21 protein-coding genes and 1 tRNA gene are annotated in these 18,742 nt (G+C 60.5%); 9 read left to right on the top strand and 13 right to left on the bottom strand.

Translation table 11 applies throughout. From position 1 onward, the window contains the following. The first annotated feature begins 87 nt into the window (after positions 1 to 87). A complete protein-coding gene (locus tag P0D52_RS13855; RefSeq protein ID WP_394693236.1) occupies positions 88 to 606 on the top strand; it encodes a hypothetical protein in 519 nt (172 codons plus the stop codon). Between the two features lie 152 nt (positions 607 to 758). Here P0D52_RS13855 and P0D52_RS13850 read toward each other — a convergent pair. Next, a tRNA-Thr gene (locus P0D52_RS13850) sits at positions 759 to 834 on the bottom strand. A 225-nt stretch (positions 835 to 1,059) separates the two neighbouring features. Here P0D52_RS13850 and P0D52_RS13845 point away from each other — a divergent pair. Then, positions 1,060 to 1,698: a hypothetical protein gene (locus tag P0D52_RS13845; RefSeq protein ID WP_394693235.1), complete on the top strand. Its 639-nt coding sequence runs from the start codon at positions 1,060 to 1,062 to the stop codon at positions 1,696 to 1,698. A gap of 8 nt (positions 1,699 to 1,706) precedes the next feature. Here the strand turns inward: P0D52_RS13845 and udk are convergent, their stop codons facing one another. The 5 genes from udk to hemC are packed head-to-tail and all read right to left on the bottom strand — an operon-like array spanning position 1,707 to position 6,775. Beyond that, the gene (gene udk, locus P0D52_RS13840) at positions 1,707 to 2,366 is read right to left on the bottom strand and encodes a uridine kinase (RefSeq protein WP_394693234.1); all 660 of its coding nucleotides are present in this window, start codon (positions 2,364 to 2,366) and stop codon (positions 1,707 to 1,709) included. Further along, the gene (locus P0D52_RS13835) at positions 2,363 to 3,802 is read right to left on the bottom strand and encodes a heme biosynthesis protein HemY (protein ID WP_394693233.1); all 1,440 of its coding nucleotides are present in this window, start codon (positions 3,800 to 3,802) and stop codon (positions 2,363 to 2,365) included. The genes udk and P0D52_RS13835 overlap by 4 nt, the downstream gene beginning before the upstream one ends. Next, positions 3,799 to 5,070, bottom strand: a complete 1,272-nt coding sequence (locus tag P0D52_RS13830; protein ID WP_394693232.1) for a hypothetical protein — start codon at positions 5,068 to 5,070, stop codon at positions 3,799 to 3,801. The genes P0D52_RS13835 and P0D52_RS13830 overlap by 4 nt, the downstream gene beginning before the upstream one ends. A gap of 56 nt (positions 5,071 to 5,126) precedes the next feature. Next, positions 5,127 to 5,837 (bottom strand): uroporphyrinogen-III synthase, encoded by a 711-nt coding sequence (locus tag P0D52_RS13825; RefSeq protein WP_394693231.1) that lies wholly within the window; start codon positions 5,835 to 5,837, stop codon positions 5,127 to 5,129. Further along, positions 5,834 to 6,775, bottom strand: coding sequence for a hydroxymethylbilane synthase (hemC, locus tag P0D52_RS13820; protein WP_394693230.1), 942 nt, complete (start codon positions 6,773 to 6,775; stop codon positions 5,834 to 5,836). Before hemC ends, P0D52_RS13825 begins: the two co-directional genes overlap by 4 nt. Before the next feature lie 38 nt (positions 6,776 to 6,813). On the opposite strand from hemC, the gene tsaD reads away from it, so the two are divergent. From tsaD to P0D52_RS13800, 4 genes are read left to right on the top strand one after another with little or no spacing between them, the layout of a single operon-like run. Next, a complete protein-coding gene (tsaD, locus tag P0D52_RS13815; RefSeq protein ID WP_394693229.1) occupies positions 6,814 to 7,944 on the top strand; it encodes a tRNA (adenosine(37)-N6)-threonylcarbamoyltransferase complex transferase subunit TsaD in 1,131 nt (376 codons plus the stop codon). After that, positions 7,941 to 8,942: an NAD(P)H-dependent glycerol-3-phosphate dehydrogenase gene (locus P0D52_RS13810; RefSeq protein WP_394693228.1), complete on the top strand. Its 1,002-nt coding sequence runs from the start codon at positions 7,941 to 7,943 to the stop codon at positions 8,940 to 8,942. Before tsaD ends, P0D52_RS13810 begins: the two co-directional genes overlap by 4 nt. Positions 8,943 to 8,950: 8 nt before the next feature. Then, on the top strand, positions 8,951 to 9,232 hold the full coding sequence (locus P0D52_RS13805; RefSeq protein ID WP_394693227.1) for a YciI family protein: 282 nt from the start codon (positions 8,951 to 8,953) through the stop codon (positions 9,230 to 9,232). Next, positions 9,229 to 9,561 (top strand): Rieske (2Fe-2S) protein, encoded by a 333-nt coding sequence (locus P0D52_RS13800; RefSeq protein ID WP_394693226.1) that lies wholly within the window; start codon positions 9,229 to 9,231, stop codon positions 9,559 to 9,561. Before P0D52_RS13805 ends, P0D52_RS13800 begins: the two co-directional genes overlap by 4 nt. Positions 9,562 to 9,642: 81 nt before the next feature. Here P0D52_RS13800 and P0D52_RS13795 read toward each other — a convergent pair whose 3' ends face one another. Further along, complete coding sequence (locus P0D52_RS13795) at positions 9,643 to 10,386, bottom strand: creatininase family protein (RefSeq protein WP_394693225.1); 744 nt, start codon at positions 10,384 to 10,386, stop codon at positions 9,643 to 9,645. 63 nt (positions 10,387 to 10,449) lie between these two features. Next, positions 10,450 to 10,977 (bottom strand): hypothetical protein, encoded by a 528-nt coding sequence (locus P0D52_RS13790; RefSeq protein WP_394693224.1) that lies wholly within the window; start codon positions 10,975 to 10,977, stop codon positions 10,450 to 10,452. Positions 10,978 to 11,119: 142 nt separating this feature from the next. Here P0D52_RS13790 and P0D52_RS13785 point away from each other — a divergent pair, with 142 nt between their 5' ends. Then, on the top strand, positions 11,120 to 11,878 hold the full coding sequence (locus tag P0D52_RS13785) for a class I SAM-dependent methyltransferase (RefSeq protein ID WP_394693223.1): 759 nt from the start codon (positions 11,120 to 11,122) through the stop codon (positions 11,876 to 11,878). Positions 11,879 to 12,013: 135 nt separating this feature from the next. On the opposite strand, the gene P0D52_RS13780 is transcribed toward P0D52_RS13785, so the two are convergent. Then, positions 12,014 to 12,784 (bottom strand): DUF3800 domain-containing protein, encoded by a 771-nt coding sequence (locus P0D52_RS13780; protein WP_394693222.1) that lies wholly within the window; start codon positions 12,782 to 12,784, stop codon positions 12,014 to 12,016. 95 nt (positions 12,785 to 12,879) lie between these two features. Here P0D52_RS13780 and P0D52_RS13775 point away from each other — a divergent pair, with 95 nt between their 5' ends. Then, positions 12,880 to 14,550 carry a tetratricopeptide repeat protein gene (locus P0D52_RS13775; protein WP_394693221.1) on the top strand — a complete coding sequence of 557 codons (1,671 nt, stop codon included), beginning with the start codon at positions 12,880 to 12,882 and terminating at the stop codon, positions 14,548 to 14,550. On the opposite strand, the gene P0D52_RS13770 is transcribed toward P0D52_RS13775, so the two are convergent. Genes P0D52_RS13770 through rlmN form a run of 3 tightly spaced genes read right to left on the bottom strand, consistent with a single transcriptional unit; the run spans position 14,547 to position 17,331 of the window. Next, positions 14,547 to 15,326, bottom strand: a complete 780-nt coding sequence (locus P0D52_RS13770) for an extensin family protein (RefSeq protein WP_394693220.1) — start codon at positions 15,324 to 15,326, stop codon at positions 14,547 to 14,549. The two genes, P0D52_RS13775 and P0D52_RS13770, sit on opposite strands and share 4 nt — an antisense overlap. Before the next feature lie 11 nt (positions 15,327 to 15,337). Beyond that, positions 15,338 to 16,195, bottom strand: coding sequence for a GNAT family N-acetyltransferase (locus P0D52_RS13765; protein ID WP_394693219.1), 858 nt, complete (start codon positions 16,193 to 16,195; stop codon positions 15,338 to 15,340). Beyond that, positions 16,195 to 17,331: a 23S rRNA (adenine(2503)-C(2))-methyltransferase RlmN gene (rlmN, locus tag P0D52_RS13760; RefSeq protein ID WP_394693218.1), complete on the bottom strand. Its 1,137-nt coding sequence runs from the start codon at positions 17,329 to 17,331 to the stop codon at positions 16,195 to 16,197. The genes P0D52_RS13765 and rlmN overlap by 1 nt, the downstream gene beginning before the upstream one ends. 87 nt (positions 17,332 to 17,418) lie before the next feature. On the opposite strand from rlmN, the gene P0D52_RS13755 reads away from it, so the two are divergent. Next, positions 17,419 to 18,168: a DUF6065 family protein gene (locus P0D52_RS13755; protein ID WP_394693217.1), complete on the top strand. Its 750-nt coding sequence runs from the start codon at positions 17,419 to 17,421 to the stop codon at positions 18,166 to 18,168. Here P0D52_RS13755 and P0D52_RS13750 read toward each other — a convergent pair whose 3' ends face one another. Continuing rightward, entirely contained in the window at positions 18,169 to 18,666 is a 498-nt protein-coding gene (locus tag P0D52_RS13750) for a hypothetical protein (protein ID WP_394693216.1), read from the bottom strand. It abuts the gene before it with no gap. Positions 18,667 to 18,742 lie beyond the last annotated feature (76 nt).

Here is an 18,742-nt window from a genome sequence, read left to right as displayed (position 1 = left end):
GATTGACCCCGTTAATCTCGCGAAAATTCGATCCCAAAATCTCTCAACCTGCTTGCCTTGGCAGGCAAACAGGCCAACCCTCGGACCATGTTATCGCTTCTGCTGGCAGCGCTTGTCACAACAGACCCTCCGATCGATCCGCGCCGTGTCGCGGAATCCGCGATCTGTGTTCCGGTGTCATCTTCTTCCGTCGCGCTGGGCGAAGCTCTGGATCAGTTCGCCTTTTCTATACGATGGGCCTCCAGGGCCGAGGCGCTGGCCTTTCCCGATTATCCGGATGAACTGGCAGCGGTTTATCAGGAGTGCGTATTCGCAGCCTTCGGCGAATCGCCATTGTTCCGGGGCCTGGTGCTTGTGACCGGTGAGATTCCGCACCAGTGGCCGCTACAACGCCATATAGACGCCAGCGCTGGTCGCCGGTTCTCCCTTGCCGGGCATCAGCTCGCAAACGGTGCCACACTGACGGTATATCCCGATGAAGGCGAGTTTCTGCTGACGGTGCCGCAGGATGCTCGCGACGAACCCGAGATCGGCGTTCTAATAGTCCGCGGGACGTGCGACTTCGTTTGGTTCGAAGGCGCTGAGCCTGGCAGCGCTGAGCGCTGATTCAAGGGCGCTACTTTTGAAGTCCCCGGAAATCGTTTGTCTATGCGGTTGGACGGCCGATATGCGCTTCATGCGCCCTACTAGACCGTACACGCACAATCTTTGGATGGCTTCGGTAGTGCTGATGTTTATTATTAAAAACAATGGCTTGATGGTGCCGCATGGGTGACTCGAACACCCGACCTACGCATTACGAATGCGTTGCTCTACCAGCTGAGCTAATGCGGCCTAAACCAATCATGAGCGCTACATTTGCGCTACTTTTCTTACCTCTGGCAACCTAACTCACTGCTTTGCTTCGTGTTCCGCAATTAGGGCACCTAATTACGAATGCGTTGCTCTACCAGCTGAGCTAATGCGGCCCTTGAAATAAGGCGGCGGAACGTAACCGCGAACGCAGCAATCCGCAATATGCCAAATGCGCTCCATCACACAGCGTGCTAGGGTTGAAACATGAATCGGAACGCCGCCCTGCACCGCAAGCGCCCACAAACAAAAGCGGGCGTTGCGTTTGCCCCTGCTCAAACCGGAATTCTGGTTTTGGCCGGTGGGCTATTTGCGATTATTCAGACTTTTTCGACAGTGACGCTGGCGTGTCGTGGATACTATGACTGGTATCTGTTCAACCAGCAGATCGGCGGAAGCATAATCCAGGCCTATGTGGTCTTCTCCTCAGCTATATCGTTATATTTACTGGCCGATATCCTCCGCCCGAAACGCCAGCGCGCCTCGGTGATCGTAAGACTATTTCAGGTCCTGTTGGTTCTCAGCATCGTGTCTGTGGTCACGGTTCAGCACGGTTTGCTCTTGCCACAGGAACAGCATGCTGACGTTCGCCGTTCGATTCACCTGGCGCTGGAGCGCACGTTTCAATTCCAGCGTGACCGGCTCTACTGGGAGGTTGAGGGCGACGGCGGAGATCCGGTTCCGGCGCCGGGCACACACAGTTTCCAGGACAGCTCACCCTTTGTGATCAAAGCGGGCCGGCTGAGGTGTGAAGTGGATGCAGAAGTGGAAGCGCTGCAGGAAGCGCAATGGCGGGCCTATTCGACAGGAGCGATTCCGTTCGCGATCACTGACGAGCGCCATTGAAGGCCTGACTAGCTTCTTGAAGCCAGCATGTCCCTGATTTTCGCTGCGGCGGGCGCCGCCAGCCGGTCAAAGGATGGAGACAGGGCTTCAAGTTCCGGGCTGGCAGCCGCGGCATCATTGATCACGACCAGATCGGCTTCATCCTTGCCGGGCTCGGTGTGCGCCAGATGCATGGGCCGTACGGTCCGCAGATACTGGGTCACGACCGATTCCACGCTGCGCCCGCGTTCGCGGACATCACGCAACAGGCGGCGGGCCAGACGAATATCCGCCGGGGCATCCACAAAGATCGAGAAATCGTAGAGATCGCGGAGTTTAGGATCCGCCAGAACATGAATGCCCTCTACGATAATCACATCGGCAGGCTTCACTTCCCGGGTCTGTGCCAGCCGCTTGTGGGTCAGAAAATCATACAGCGGCGCGTGAATGGTCTTGCCGGCTTTCAGTTTTCGCAACTGATCGCCCATCAATTCGTGATCATGCGCGGCCACATCGTCAAAATTGAAGCGCTGGGGGTCAAAGCCGGGCTCGTCTGCATGATCGCCATAATATTCGTCTTCACCAATAAGGCGGACGTCAGAGGGCGTGAGCTGGCGGCGAAGCGCATCAGCAAAGGTCGACTTTCCGGACGCCGACCCCCCTGTCACCGCGACAATCAAAGGCGTCATGCGTCATCCTCGTCAATACCTGGATCATCCGGCGGGCGCGGCGCATCGTAGAACTCGGGCGCTTGGCCCGCCTTCTTCACGGGCTTGGGCGCTTCCAGCAGCGCGTTTTCCGGCACCGCGCCCGCCGCTATCTCGAAACGTTCATAGCGCGGATGCGTCATCCGGCCTTCATCGCCATAGGCATAGACCATGCGCTTCCAGTCATCCGGAGAGTAGGAAAAAGCCCGTCCCTCACCGTCAATATCCGACCAGTCAGCCTCGCCGGGCGCATGTGAGGCACGCGTCATCCAGCGCCGCGCGGCGGCGTCATCATCTTCCTGACGCGCCAGCCGGGCGGCCAGTGCGCAGAGCCGCGCCGTCGGCGTGCCCATATTCAATAGGGGATCCAACACGGCCCTTGCCGCGTCGGCCTGCGCGGCATCAAGGGCTGCCTCGACCAATAGCAATTTTGACTCGCGATGCTCCGGCCGCGTCGCGGCCAACATCCGCAAGCGTTCCGCGCGTTTTGCCTTGGTGTCAGACTTTCGCAGATCACCCAGCGCCCGGGCCAGAGCCGGATGGGGCTCGGCCGCCCAGGCCGTTTTGATCAACTCCTCGGCGCGCTTGTGCTTGCGGCCCGCGGCCAGAAGGCGTGCGGCGAGCACCACGGCGGGCGCAAAGCCCGGCGCAGATGCGGCGGCCCGTTCGGCCATGGGGCGGGCAGTTTCAGGCTCGGCAGTCTCGCATTCCAGCGCTCTCGCGGTTAAGAGGACGGCTCGCCGGCGCCGCGCCCGGTCGAGCGGAATCCGGCGGCGCTTTTCGCCTTCGCTCAGGGTTTCCAGCGCTGCCGACCAGTCGCCCTGCGCAACCTGCGCATCAAACAGGGCATCAAACGTCCAGTTCGCCGACCGCGATTGATCAAAGGCCGCTTTGGCATAGCTCGCTGCCTCGGCATGGGCTCCGCGCTCCTGAGCAATTTGCGCCAGACCCCGCTGGGCAACCAGCTTGGACTTCGGATCTTCGAGCATCGCTTCGTAATGGGCTTCAGCGCCCGGCAGATTGCCGGCAGCTTCCGCCGCCCGGGCCGCCAGAAGGCGCGACAGTGCCGGCCGGTCCAGCAAGGCATCGGCGCGGGCCGCTTGGCGGACCGCGACCTCGCCTTCACCTGCGGCAGCAGCAATCAGCGCATTCTCGAGGGCATCAAAGCCTTTTTCCTTGCGGCGCCGGCGGCTGAATTGCCGGAATTTGTCCGGTGCAGTCCACAGGATGAAAATCGCCCAGATCGCGACAAACAGAAGAAATGTGCCGACCAGCAATATCGCCATAGCCAGCGCAAACGGCATCTGGCCTTCCATGCCCAGAAATTCAAAACTCACCGATCCCGGATTGAGGGTCAGGAAGACACTCAGCGCGCTGGCGAGAATAATCGCGATAACAACAAGGATAAGACGGATCATAACGGGTCAGCTCCGGTCCCGGCAGCCGCAGCTGTCAGCGCGGATCGCAACTCATCCAGCGCCGAATTGATGGAAAGCCGTGCCCGCGCCTGAACCAGCCAGCTTTGGGCCGATTCCAGAGGCGCACCCTCCAGTTGCTCGGTCAGAAGTACGGCTCCAGCGAGATCATTGCGTTCCAGCCGCTCATGCGCGAGCACAATCCGCGCCAGCGGGCTGGCCTCGCTTCCCGATGACGGCCGCAGCTCGATCAGGCCGAAAAAGACACGATTGGTGCCGATGGCGTCTTCGATCTCTTGCCGGGGATAGGAATTCACCAGCATCTCGACCGTCGGCACGCCGGATCGGGCATGCGCAGACAACAGACTCAATTGAGGCTGGTTTGGCCACAACCGGGCCAAAGCGGCACGCTCAGCCTCGAATGACTGGCCGCTTCTGGCCGCGTCAACCAGCGCAACGAGCGCCAGAGACCGGGCCGCCAGTTGCCGGCCAGACAGGTCCTCGGCAGCGTTCTGGCCCTGTTGTTCTGATTGGCGGCTTTCCAGCGCGTCAATCCGTTCCTGAAGCGGACCAAGATCAACCGGCGGCGCGGCCTCAAGTGATTCAATACGGGCGATCAAGGGTGTGATGTCTTGTGTTTCAGTGGGGCTCTCGGCTTCGAGAGAGGAAAGACGGGATTCAATCGCCGTCAGATCAACAGGCGCGTTTTCGGGAGGCGCGGCATTTTCAAGAGCCGTCAGCCGCTCCTCAAGAGCCGCGAGCACTGCCGGATCAATCCCGCCACTGACCGCTCCGGCCTGATCGAGCGCCTGATTGGCGAGGGCCGTATTCTGTGAGACCGCCGTCTCCAACACGTCCAGCCGCTGGGGAATGCCTGAATCGTCGGAATCGGGGCGTGATGTCGCCTCCAGCGCCTCAATCCGGGCTTCCAGATCTGACAGATCAACCGGCTCCGGCTCGATCGACGGTGCCAACTCCAGCGCGGCCAGCCGCGCTTCCAGCGCCGTTGGATCGAATGGCACAGCGCCGGATGATGATTCAATTTCCGCGAGGCGGCTTTCCAGCGCTTCGAGCTCGGCCGCCTCCGGGTTCCGCGCGTCCAGCGCCCACGCAATCCACCCGCCCAGACCTGCGCCAACAAAAGCGGCGAACAGAAAGGTCAGAAAATACTCGCCCATTCCGCCGGAGTGTCGCGGTTTCTGCGGGCGCGGAGCGTCTACTGCCGGTTCAAACTCGGCATCGACGGGTTCGGGTTCAGTCGGATCACTCATTTACATACAGCCCGTGGCTGATTCGCCTTAACGAAACCATGCTGACGACTGTCAGACTAGAGGTCAAAACCTATCCGGCCCAGCATGTCATTCTCATTGGGTGTCTCCGCCACTTTTACGGCCGCCCAGTCAGAACGCACCAGACCATTCGCGGCCGCCTGACTGATCGCGACGGCAATCACTGTGTTGAGGTGGTCAGACAGGTCAGCATCCTCGACCAGCGCGGTAAAGGCGACGGCCGCACGTTGCGAATGGAACAGGGCGACGGCCAGTTCCCGCTGCCGGATGAGTTGCGCGGCTTTTTTGGGAAGCTGGTCTTTGGCCACGGCTTCATAAATCACGGCCTCATCGACCTCGAAGCCGCGCGCCTGAAGGGCGCCAGCAACATCGTGAGCGGTGTGCGCCCCGCGCAGATGCAAGAGCCGGTGCCGCCCCGGAACCAGCCGGGCCTCGCAAAGTGCGATGAGGTCGTTGGCATCGCCGCCTGCGGACCGGACTTTTGAGAACCCGGCCTCCAGAGCGGCGGCGGCAGTGGCATCGCCGACGCAGAAAGCGGGCAGATCGGTTTCGCTCCGGCCGGATAACCAGGCGCGCACGCCATTGGGACTGGTAAACAGGAGCGCGCTGATCCGGCTGAGCCCGACCTCGATTTCATCGGCAAATTCCACTCGCAATATGGGCGCGATGACGGGCTCTGCGCCCCGTCGTGTCAGCTGTTCGGCGGTTCTTGAGGCACCGGGCTCGGATCGGGTGATCAAGACCTTCATGAGGTTTTGATCGCCTCTGCCAGACGAGTGCCGCCCGCCTGCTTGATCGCTTCGCCCAGTTCGCGTCCGATCCCTTCCGCATCCGCAAAGGACCCCGTGCGCTGATCCTGCCAGCGCGCACTGCCATCCGGGAGCAGTGCCTCGCCCATGATCCTCAAGGTGTCGCCATCAATCGTCGCATGGGCGGCAAGCGGTGTTCGGCAGGACCCATCAAGAGCCGCCAGAAATGCGCGCTCCGCGGTCAAGGCGAAGGCGCTGGGCAGATGGTTAAGGGTTAGAACGGCCCGCGCAGCCGCCTCATCATCCGCGCGAATAACCAGACCGATGGCGGCCTGACCGGCGGCGGGAAGCATGGTGTCCAGACCGCAAGGCGGGAAAGACCCCTCCTTGCGCCCAAGACGTTTAAGGCCTGCGCGCGCCAGGAAGGTGGCATCAACGTCTCCGCTTCTCACCTTCCCCAGCCGTGTATCGACATTGCCGCGCAGAGTGACGATTTCCAAGTCGGGGCGGAGCGCCAGCGCCTGCGCCTGCCGCCGCAAACTGGCCGTGCCGAGCCGTGCGCCGCGCGGCAGGTCGGCGAGCTGTGCGCTCCCATCAGCCGTGAGCAGTACATCGCGGGAGTCCTCGCGTTCCAGAACAGCGGCAAGTACGAGCCCGTCGGGCAATTGGGTAGGGACATCCTTCATGGAATGAACCGCGATGGCGGCAGCGCCGGTCAACAGGGCGTCGTCAATTTCCTTTGTAAACAGCCCCTTGCCGCCCGCATCAATCAATTTCCGGTCGGTCAGCCGGTCGCCGGTCGAAACCAGGGCGTGAATGGGGAAGTCATTGGTCGTTGCGCCCAGTGCAGCAACAAGTCCCTCCTGGACGAGATGGGCCTGAGCCAGCGCCAGGGGAGACTTTCGTGTCGCGAGCGGGAGGGGGAGGCGCAAAGGCACGTTGCTTTATCCTGTTCAGGCAGAGTATCGAACTTGTCATGGACTTAGACTCCTCACCACCCGTCGCGCAAGACAAAGCCCTCACTGTTCTGGGGCTGGAATCCAGTTGCGATGAAACCGCCGCCGCTATTGTCAGGCTGGACGCTGACGGGCGGGTAGAGGTTCTGGCGGAAAAAGTACGCGGCCAGAATGACGCCCATGCGCCTTATGGCGGTGTCGTTCCCGAAATCGCCGCGCGAGCGCACGCCGAGGTCATGGACGGTCTGGTGGAACAGGTGCTAGCCGATGCCGGCCTGTCTCTGGACGCGCTGGATGGAATAGCGGCCACATCGGGCCCCGGCCTCATCGGCGGCGTAATGGCCGCCCTGATGACGGCAAAGGGGTTGGCGCTGGGAGCGGGAAAACCGCTGATCGCTGTGAATCACCTTGAAGGGCACGCCCTTTCGCCGCGTCTGTCGGAGCCTTTGGATTTTCCGTATTTGCTGCTTCTGGTGTCCGGCGGGCACACTCAATTGCTGATCGCGGAAGGATTCGGGCGCTATCATCGTCTGGGCTCGACCCTGGATGATGCGGCGGGGGAAGCCTTTGATAAAACCGCAAAAGTGATGGGGCTGGGTTTTCCCGGCGGACCGGCACTTGAAAAGATGGCGAGGTCCGGAAATCCGGATCGTTTTGAACTCCCGGCCCCGTTGGCGAATCGGCCGGGGTATGATTTTTCCTTTGCAGGATTGAAAACAGCGGCCCGTCAGATCTGGGATGGAATTTCCTCTCCGACACCTACTGACAAGGTTGATCTGGCGGCGGGCATGCAACGGCAAATCGCCCGATCTCTGGCACAAAGATCGTCTAACGCCATGAAATATTTCATGGAGACATATGCGGACATTGATGATCTCGCATTTGTAGTAGCCGGCGGCGTGGCGGCAAACCAGACGATTCGCCAGGCCCTTCAGGACGCTGCCGATTCACAGGGTTTCCGATTGATTGCGCCGCCGATGAAGTGGTGCACGGACAATGCAGCCATGATTGCATTGGCTGGAGCCGAGCGTCTTCGCCGCGGTGAAACCGACGATCTGTCCGCGCCTGCCCGGGCGCGCTGGCCTTTGGACGCCGCTTCGGCCAAGCTGGATCCGGCGATTGGTTCTGGTCGGAAAGGGCCCAAGGCATGAGCGAATATCAGTCAATTGGCGTGATCGGCGCGGGTGCCTGGGGCACGGCTCTGGCCCAGACAGCCGCGATCGCGGGACGCGATGTCACGATCTGGGCACATGAAGACGCTGTCGCCAACGATATCAATGCCAATAAAGAGAATTCGGCCTACCTGCCCGGGGTTTCGCTGCATGCCAACATTCAGGCGTCCGGCGCTCTGTCGGACCTGTCCACCTGCGGCGCGGTTCTGGCCGTCGCCCCGGCTCAGCATATGCGCGGCGTTCTGGCGCAATTTGCGCCCTATGCGACCGAAGCGCTTCCGGTCCTTTTATGTTCGAAGGGTATCGAACAATCATCGCTGAAATTGATGACGGACGTTCTGGATGAGGAGATTCCGGCTGCCATTCCTGCCGTTCTGTCCGGCCCCAGCTTTGCGATTGACGTTGCAAAAGGCCTGCCGACAGCAGTGACGCTCGCCACCTGCTACAAGTCATTGGGTCATGCGCTGATGGAAGCCATCGGCACACCGCGTTTCCGGCCCTACTGGTCAGGCGATCTGATTGGCGCAGAAGTCGGCGGCGCAGTGAAAAACGTTCTGGCCATTGCCTGCGGTATCGTCGAAGGCCGCGAACTGGGCAAGTCCGCTCATGCGGCCCTGATTTCACGCGGGTTTGCGGAGATGACACGGCTGGCCGTCGCCATGGGCGCCGAGCGTGAAACACTGTCCGGCCTTTGCGGGTTGGGGGATCTCGTTCTGACCTGCTCATCGCCGCAATCGCGCAATATGTCTTGCGGCATGGCGCTGGGGCGGGGCGAAACGCTCGACAGCGTTCTGTCGGCGCGGAAGGCTGTCACAGAAGGCGTGGCGTCAGCGCCTGCCATCGCGGCTCTGGCAGACAAGCATGGCGTCGACTTGCCGATCTGCGCCGCGATGAACGCCATATTGTCGGGCAAGGTCACTGTGGATCGCGCCATGGAAGAGCTTTTGTCCCGTCCCTTCACGGTGGAGGGAGCGTAGTGGCGTTCATGGTCAAGGCAAAAGATCGCGCCGGCGCGCTCGACATTCGCCGCGCCAATCGCGAAGCGCATCTCGAATTCCTGAAAGCGGCTGGTGACCGCCTCTTGCTGGCCGGACCCATGCTGACGTCCGATGGCGAAATGGCTGGAAGCCTGCTGATTGTCGATTTTGAGTCAGAGGGGGCGGTGGTCGACTGGCTCGCGGGCGACCCCTATTCCAATGCCGGCTTGTTCGAGAGCGTCGAAATCGCGGGCTTCAAGCCTGTTCTGTCAAACTTTCCGGCCTCATGATGGACTTACCGCCCTCCGGTACCCCTCTGGGTCATATCAGCGACCTGCCGGACCCCGGCGGGCTGGAAGCGGACTGGGATGCCGCCCCGCTTTTCCTTGTGCGCAAGGGGGACGATATCCGCTGTTTCGTGAATATCTGCCCGCATGCCGGGCGCGCCCTCTCGCTCCCCGACGGTCGGGTGTTTCTGCATAAGGGCGAACATATTCTCTGTCCGGTCCACGGTGCGACATTCGAGGTCTTGTCGGGCAAATGTACTGGTGGACCTGCTGGCGAACCCCTGAAATCTGTTCCGATCCGCCTGGACGGGGACGTGATCCGGGCCGCCTAGTCGAGGCGAATAAGGCGCGCCTCATTCGTCACCGTCTGGCCGCCGTTCATGCCGCCCGGTGTGACAAAACCTCCAGCTTGGCTAGTCGTTCGAGCGGAAAAACGCGGTTGCTTCGGAAATCAGTGAATCGCGCGCGGCGAGCGTGATGGTTTCGCCCTTCTCCGGGGTGGCCTGGGATGGATCCGAGCCGATCCGGCCATCGGGAAAGGTCTTCCGGTAATCATCGGCATCGGCAAAATCTCCGTCCGGGGCAATTTTCGGGCTCATTTCAACCCGTTTGACGGATTCCGGATAGCCAAAATAGGTCACCGCCACCTCGGAGGCTGTGGCATGAGAGCCGTCGCCGACCGGAAAAATTTCGCGGCAGACCTTCATGACGCCCGGCAAGTCCCACCAATTGCGGCTTTGCAGACGGTAGGGGCAGGGCTCTCCGGCCAGCGACCAGTTCGAATAGCTTTCCGCGATCGCTGCCTGAATGGTCGGCACATTGCCGCCATGGCCGTTGAGGAAATAGATCCGCTCGAAACCATGCCGGACCAGGCTGTCGATCCAGTCCTGCAGGGCGGCAATCATGGTCGAGGGCCGCAGCGTGATGGTCCCTGAAAACCCGAGATGATGTTGGGCAATACCGACATTGAATGTCGGAGCGATCAGCAGGTCAGAGGTTTTGCTGGCTTCATGCGCAATGATTTCCGGGCAGAGGGCATCCGTCCCCAGCAGCCCGTTCGGGCCGTGTTGTTCAGTCGAGCCGATCGGGATGATGATACCTTTGGAGTGTTCCAGATAGGTGTCGATTTCCTGCCAGGAGGATTGATGCAGCAGCATGTCGTGACCTCTTATCGTCTATGGCAGAAGGGCTACGCGTCACGCTGGCCTATGGCAAGTAATTCAATTCAGCCCGGCGCGTTGACGGAACCGGTGAAGGTAAAGGCTCTGATCATGCGCAGCCTCACCCTCGACGCTCGCGATGGCCGACAGCATGGTCGACATGGTCCGCATTTCCTCTGGTCCGACGCGGCGAGCAAGGAAATCGGTCATTCGCGGCACCAGGTCGCCGGGGTCCGCAACATTGGCGGAAAACCAGGCCGCACGTGACAGCAGCTCTTCACTCGTCGCGGCGTTGACCTCGAAAACCCTTTCCATCTCGGTACGAATGGTTTGCTTGTGCTGGGTCGTGACCTCACCCCCGGCGCGGGCCATTCCCAACAGCAGGACGGCAGCGGCTTCGCGCGGATCCTCAACCGAGGAGAGCCGTTGACGGTTTGCTTTGGCCCGAAACCGCATCTTTCGAGGCAGGTTGACGGCGGTTTCTGCGGCATCTTTCACAATCTCTGCGCCGCGCATCGCCATGTTGATGCGCCAGGCTATCCCGCCAATCGCCACCAGTAAGCCGATCAATCCGAGTACGATATGCATCCCTACCCCCAACACCCACACGCCAGAACTGTATTCGCAAATCTGTGCACCCGTCCAGTGTTCACGAAACTGTGCATGCGAAGCCGCTTGTCTTGACGTGATAATCGGCGAGGATGCGCCCGAACAACTTCGGGGGAAACTCATGAGACTGGCAATTTCAATTCTGGCACTGGCTGTATTGTCAGCCTGCTCCGCTAATTCGACAGATCATATCACGATGGCGGTGAATGATTCGGGCCGGCCGGAAGCCGACATGCAACGGGATGCCGGCCGTCATCCGGCCGAAATGCTGACCTTTGCTGGTGTTCAACCCGGCTGGCGCGTGGCCGATCTGGGCGCGGGCAGCGGCTATTATTCGCGCATCCTGTCCGGTGCCGTGGGCATGGACGGAGAGGTGATCTCCGAGAACATGGACTGGATAGTCGAGCGCTTTCCAAATGCGGATACCGCCATTACCGAGCTTGCCGCAGAACGTGACAACATTACGCGCCTGGTTTCGCCCGTCCCGGCCATTCTCGATGATTATGACAACGAGCTGGATGCTGCCTTCATGATGCTGATCTATCATGATCAGGCCTGGGCACAGGAAGGCTTCGAGGCCCCGACCCGTGAAGATCGGATTGCCATGAACCGGTCCATTTTCAATGCCTTGCGTCCCGGCGGCGTCTATCTGGTTGTAGATCATCGCGCCGAAGATGGAACCGGTGATAGCGTGATTGGCGACTATCACCGCATCGAAGAAGCCTTCGTTCGCGAGGAGATCGAGGCGGCAGGGTTCGAGCTGGCCGACGAGTCCGACATTTTGTCCAACCCGGACGATACAAGAACGATTTCGGTCTTTGATCCGTCCATTCGCGGAAATACGGATCGCTTTGTACTGCTGTATCGCAAACCGCTTTGATTGAAGCGGTGATTATGGTAAATTCGCTTTGCGAGCTGAGTTAGACTGAAAAGTCAGACACGGTTAGGCAATGATCGGGCGGCACGTCGCTATGCGAATGTGCCGCCCGTTCTCATTTCGGCCAGCATTTCCTGATCACACATTCTCGACGATAAAAACGCCATCTGCATTCACGCCCGGCGTCTTGACGATGGCCGGTTGCAGCGCTTTCAAAAACCGCTCATTGCCCTTATTGGCCTTCACGGCCATTGAGGGCTTCTCCTTCTGAAAGACAGCATAGGCACAAAGATCAGCGGCTTGGATCAACAGACTCCGCTTTGAATCCTGATGCTGAGGCAGCTCGATGACGTGCTTGAGCGGTTTGTTATGGATGCGCGTTTTCTTGCGCCACCAGCCATAGGTCTCCGTGACAGGCCGCTCCCGCCGCAATGCCCGCACCAGCTTGTCGAGCTGAGCGCTTTGGGTCCGGTCTGCCACGACGAATCCCTGAGCCCCCGCATTCCGCCTCCGGCCACCGGCACTGGCCAGAAAACCGTCAAACTGACCGAGCTGAGCCGACCACCCGGCCCGAAACACATCGGTTTCGGGTGGCAAATTCTTCTTCCGGACGGCGCACAGGATAACCCTTACGGACTTGATGTCGGCAATGCCCTTGAGTGCGGATTCGATCAGCGCCACGCGCCGTGCAGAATCGCCGGGCCCTTTGCGCATGATCGTTGATGCGCGCAATTCGTCACTGGCCTTCAGACCATATTGCGCCCCGAGGGACTGGCGCAGCTCAATCAGGGCCTGCTCGATCTCCGTCCATTTTCCGGAAGGCGCGATCAATCCGGCCAGCACGAAAGCCGGGCTGGACCCCGGTTCCCGACCGGTATCCCCGGACTCATCGACATACATCAAATACATGTAGCGCCACCCCTCAGGCCACAGTGTATAGTTAACACGACTCAACGTGATGACGAAAGCTGGCTCGCCTCTCGCGGGAAGGTTAAGGTGAAATCATGACAATCTGGACCTCTTTCAAGAACGGAACCGCTCCGGCGCGTGTCTGGCTCAAGCGGCGCTGGGCCCCAACAGCCGCGATCGCGGCGGTCGTGGCGACAACGCTGGGCGTGATCACGGATATTGAAAGCCTTGTCACCGGCGGCGGCTCGCTGTCACAAGCTGAAGCGGCTTCGCTGGCGCTGAGCGTGGCATCGCACCTCGAGACGGCATCTATCGCCAGTGGTGGTGAGATTGATGGCAATTCCGATCTGGAACGCACGATCAATGAGCTCGCCCGGTCCGGTGATCGCACTGTAGAGCAGGCCCTGACCGATCTGAATAACGGAAACTCCGACGCCGCCTTCACGGCGCTTGAAGACAGCGCCCGCCAGTTGGAGCGACGTCAGCCGCAGGAAGCCGGCGAACGCTGGTTCGCTGTGGGGGTTCTGGCAGAGGCCGTCGATCCCGAAAGGGCGCTGGCCGCCTATCAGGCTTCTCTGGCCCTCGCGCCGGACCGCCCGCGCACGCTGGACCGGTTGGGCGGTCTTTATCTGGATCAGGGCGACGACGAACAGGCCGAAACCCTGCATCGCCGCGCCCTTGATGCGGCTATTGAAGCGGGCGATGAGCTCGAACAGGCCCGGATTCACTCCAGCCTGGGGTCGTTGGCCTGGATGCGTGGTGATTTTGATGCGGCGACCGAATTTTACGACCGCGCGCTCGAACTCGCCGATCTCAATGGCGACGTCGTCCTGTCGGCGCGGCAATTGGGAAATCTCGGTCTGATGGCCATGGCGCGGGGGGAAACAGAAAGCGCCGAAACCTATTATGATCGCGCCCATAATCTCATGGAGCAGAGCGGTGATACCGTTGGCATGGCACTGGCCCGCAATAATCTGGCGAATATCTATCGCGAGCGCGGAGAGCTGGACCGGGCCGAAGACATGTACCGGTTGACCCTGTCCGAGCTCGAAGCCGCCGGGCAACCTCAATTCGCCGCCATGACCATTGCCAGCCTGGGCATGGTCGCGGAATCGCGGGGCGATTATCAGTCCGCCACCCGCTTCTATGAACGCAGCCTCGAGCGCGCCCGGGAGTATCAGTATATACGGGCCATAGAGCGCGCGGCCCGCAGCGCGGGCTGGATGGCCATGCAGCGGGGAGATCCGGTTCAGGCGCGGCAATATGCAGACGAAGCGCTGGCGGCGGCCGAACGCATTCCGGATCCGGCCAACAGGGCAGATGTGTTGATTCTGTCAGTGGGAATTGCGGCTTCGGCTCAGGACGATGCTCTGGCCCGTGCCCACGGCGCCCGTGTCTTCGAGATCATTGATGAGCGCGGGGCGCCGCCGGATACACGGGCCTATATTCATGATGCGCTGGCCTTGTCGGCCTTTTTTGCCGAGGACTATTCACGCGCTGAACAACATGTGTCTCAAGCCAGACAACTCTATGAGGAAGCCGGTGAAATCCCGGCCATGGCGGAACAGGAATTGCGGCTGGCCACATTGGCGTTTCGGCGCGAGGAGCGGGAAGAAGGCTGCAACTGGCTGGCAGCCGCCGAGGTCAATTACGGGCGCTCCGGATTTATTTCCGAAGCCAACCGCATGGTCGATCGCCGCGAGGAAGAAGGGTGTCCACCCCGTGAAATCGGCGGCAACGGGAATGGCGCCGGCGAACCCGGCTAGGAGCAAATCTCCCAGGGGCCCATATCCATATGGAAATGGTCGGCATGCGCGTCATTATAGTCCGGACCCAGCACGCCGGTGAAAATCTCGCAGGATCGGTCACGGACTTCTGTCAGGAAAGCAGCCTCTTCGCCGCCATTATCCCAGCGATGGACGCCGACAACGCGGCCATCCGACAAGCGGAAACCTGAAATATCAATCGCATTGGCATTGGCGTGCTGGGACCAGCGTCCGGCCTGCGCCGAATTCTCCCGGCGGCAATTATAAGTGCCGTAATGCAGGATTTCGGCGACCTCGGCATCGAGATGACGGGCTGCAGCGGGAGCGACGATTTCCCGCTCCCAGATATAGAGCGCAGCCGCCAGCGCGCAGGACGCCACGGGCGGCTCCGGATTCGCATAGTCCAGATTCGATGTCGAAATCTGGACACCCGCCTGCCACCGGCATTCCGGAGTCGGCGAGCGCGGCTCCACTTCGGCATAGCTCATATTCGAACCATCCAGCGCGGCTAGGCAGGCTTGCGGGTCATCCCGCAGCGCGCGGATTTGCTCCGAGGTAAAAAGCCGGATGGGCTCTTCCAGATCGGCTTCACCCCAGGCTTTCGCGCCATTGGGCATTTGTTCGATATAGAAAAACACGCCCAGAATGCCGAGCAGAGCAAAGATCAGGATGGAACCGCGTAGCGCGATCTGGACCGGCAGGCTGCTGCCGCCCCAGAAATCGGGCTTGCGCGGCGTTTCTGTCCGCCGCGACGAGGATCTTCGTTCATCTGACATGTCAGGACCGTCTAAAGCGGAACTTTTGGGCCATTTTCAGGCACGACAAGCCCGTAAATCAGGCTGTCACGCATGCCGATATGGGTCGACCAGTTTCCCATGAGCCGGCCTTCATAGGTCAGACCCAGCCGTTCGATCAAATGGATGGAGGCCTGATTGTCAGGATCGACATCGGCCCAGATCCGGCGGAAGCGGCGGACATCGCGCGCGTGATCCAGCATTTTTGAGGCCGCTTCAAACGCGATGCCCTGACCTTGAGCGTCCGGACGGAACATGAAGCCGATCTCGGCCTGATTGTCTTCCTTGTCCATCAATATGACCCAGCCCAGCGCCTGGCCCGGCTCGGTTTTTCGTTCCACCGCCCAGCACTGGCACCCATTCCCGTGGGCGTTCCAGGCGAGATAATCATGGACCTCGGCAACGGTCTGCATCGGCCCGCGTGACCAGTAGCGCATATTGGCCTCGTCCGAGACCGCCGGGAAAAGCGCTTCGGCATCGTCCTGACGAATGCCACGCAAGACCAGCCGTTCGGTCTCATAGACGGGAACCGGATGGCCTGCTTTTCGTTCGGCGAGCTCGTCCGCAGTCAGCGTCAAAACCACTTCCGGAAAGCGTTCCTCGATGCAGGCCTGCATGGTCTTGAAACAGTCCATGTCGAAGAAGTGGTGCGTCTCGAAACAGGCCTGGCGCACCTCCTCTGATGGCCAGCGCGCATAGGACCAGAACAGCCCGTCAGCGCCTTCGTGCAAACGCGCGCCATAGGAAGCACAGGTCTTGTGAATGGCTCTCGTCGCTTCCGTCCAGGCCTTGCGGAATGTGTCTTCCGTGCCCGGCTTCAGCTTCCAGCGGTAGAGGACAGCGGACGACATCAGCCTTTCCGCGCACTCGCACGCAGGCGCTCGCTTTCCGATTTCAGCTGCCCGCAAGCGGCGAAGATATCGCGGCCGCGCGGCGTTCGGATAGGAGAGGCATAGCCGGCCCGGTTCACGATTTCCGCAAACGTCTCGATCGTTTCCCAGTCCGAGCACTCATACGGGCTGCCTGGCCAGGGATTGAACGGGATGAGATTGATCTTGGACGGCACACCCTTCAATAGCTGAACGAGCGCCCGGGCTTCGGCGGGGCTGTCGTTCACGCCCTTCAACATCACGTATTCAAACGTCACGCGGTTCGAGTTGTTGAGCCCCGGATAGGCACGAATGGCATCCATCAGCTCGGCAATTGGGTATTTCTTGTTCAACGGGACCAGCACGTCGCGCAAATCATCATTCGTCGCATGCAGCGAGATCGCCAGCATGGCGCGGGTCCGTGTCCCGAGCTCCTGGATCTTCGGCACAACACCCGATGTCGACACCGTCATCCGGCGCCGGCCAATGGCCATGCCATCACCATCGGACATGATGTCGATCGAATCCGAGACCGCATCCAGATTATAGAGCGGCTCGCCCATCCCCATGAAGACGATATTGGTGATCTTGCGGTTTTCCGCCGAGGTCGGCCATTCCTCCAGATCATCGCGCGCAATAATGACCTGTGCGGCAATTTCCTGTGCCGTCAGATTGCGAACCAGCTTCTGGGTGCCGGTATGGCAGAAGGTGCAATTGAGCGTGCAACCGACCTGACTGGAAACGCAGAGCGCACCGGATTTCCCAACATCGGGAATATAGACGGTTTCACACTCCACGCCCGGCGCAAGACGGATCAGATATTTGCGTGTCCCGTCGACCGAGACCAGCCGCTCGACGATCTCGGGACGCGCCAGCGTGAAGGCTTTTGCGAGGCTGCCGCGCTGATCCTTGGCGATATTGGTCATTGCTTCAAAATCAGTGACACCATGATGATGCACCCAGCGCCAGACCTGTTCGGCGCGCATTTTCGCCTTGCGATCCTCCACGCCGGCAGACTTCATCGCCTCCAGCATCTGCGGGCGCGTCAGCCCGGCCAGCGAGCGTGGACCCGCCGTCGGCTTGGCGGAAGGATCATATATGTTCAGTGCAGCAGTCATGGGAGCGCGGACATAATGCATATTTGCCGCAAAAGCGAGGGGGTGACCGATTGAAGCCTGCGGGTGTTGCGGTTATCGATTGGGCCTATGAAACTGACGCTTTATCCCCTCTCGACAGAAATGCCGCCAGTGCGTCCGGCCGACCCGCGCCGGCAATGGATGGACGACACGCCAGAAAGTTTCGCCTATCGCTGTTTGCCTCTGGCGCTTGCCAATCAGCATGGCTGGGAAGTGACCACGCCAGTCGGGTTCACCGCGACCTGGAATGGCGGAAATCTCCCTGAAGACGTCAAGATCGAATTTGACACGCCGCCGGCCCAAAACCTTACTGGCGCGCCGCTGGCCAATTTCGGTTCCGGCGTTCTGACCTTCGAGCTTCACTTCCTTCTGCGTACCCCGCCCGGCTGGAACATTTTCGTCACTGGGCCCATGAATGGTATCAAGCACGGCATTGCGCCGCTCTCCGGCGTGATCGAGACCGATTGGAGTCCCTATACCTTCACCATGAACTGGCGTTTCACCGCGCCCGACTGCCCCGTGCGGTTCGAGGCGGGCGAGGCCGTGGCGCATTTTTTCCCTGTGCGGCGGGACCTGTTCGAAAAATTCGAACCGGCGCTTGATCATCTCAATCGGGATCCCAAGGCCTACGAGCAATTCATGCAATGGCGTGACAGCCGCCAGGATTTCGCCAAGAGGCTGTCTGAACATGAAGCCGATGCCGTTGAGGAAAAGTGGCAGAAGACCTATTATCGCGGGCTTCGGCCTGACGGATCGGCAGGTGTGAAGGACCACAAGATCAAGCTTCGGGCGAAGCCTTTCGAGAAGCCATCCCGCTAATCAGCAAAGCGCGTCAACGCGTTGCAGGGCAGCGGTCACACCGGTGAGCGAAAAGAGGTAGGCGGTCGCCGTTCCGCGTTGACTGGTCGCCTCGATGCGCATTTCTGCCCCGCGCCGCATTTCGCGGATCAGATCGTTTTCATCGTCCAGATCTTCAAGAAAACCGTCCTGGCCCGCGGCAAACATCTGATACCGGCTGGAGCCGATACGCGCGCGCGGCGGCGTTTCCGGCCGCAAGGCATAGCCGGAAACAAAGCGGGGCTGTTCTTCGGCCGCGCCATTGGCCCAGGTCGAGATCACAAAGAAGACTTCGCCATGATCAACATTTGACGGTGTCATCTCGATGGGCCGGCTGGCGGCGTAGCAAACCTGACCATTATCGGTATCGATCGTGAACACGATCCAGTCGCCATAAGCCCCTCGGTTCTGCGCGTCCTGTGCCAGGCCAGGGCCTGAAAAAACGGCAAACAGAGCAATAATCAAAAATCGAAAACGCATGGCGAATTCCGGCTCCGTGATGATGACTGGTCATATCATCCCTGCAATGCGGCGCTTTATGGGCAGTTAATGGCGA

Source organism: Hyphobacterium sp. (assembly GCF_043584775.1).
GTDB lineage: Bacteria > Pseudomonadota > Alphaproteobacteria > Caulobacterales > Maricaulaceae > Hyphobacterium.
Note: the sequence above shows the minus strand (reverse complement) of the source record. Positions and strands in the feature narration are given on the sequence as shown.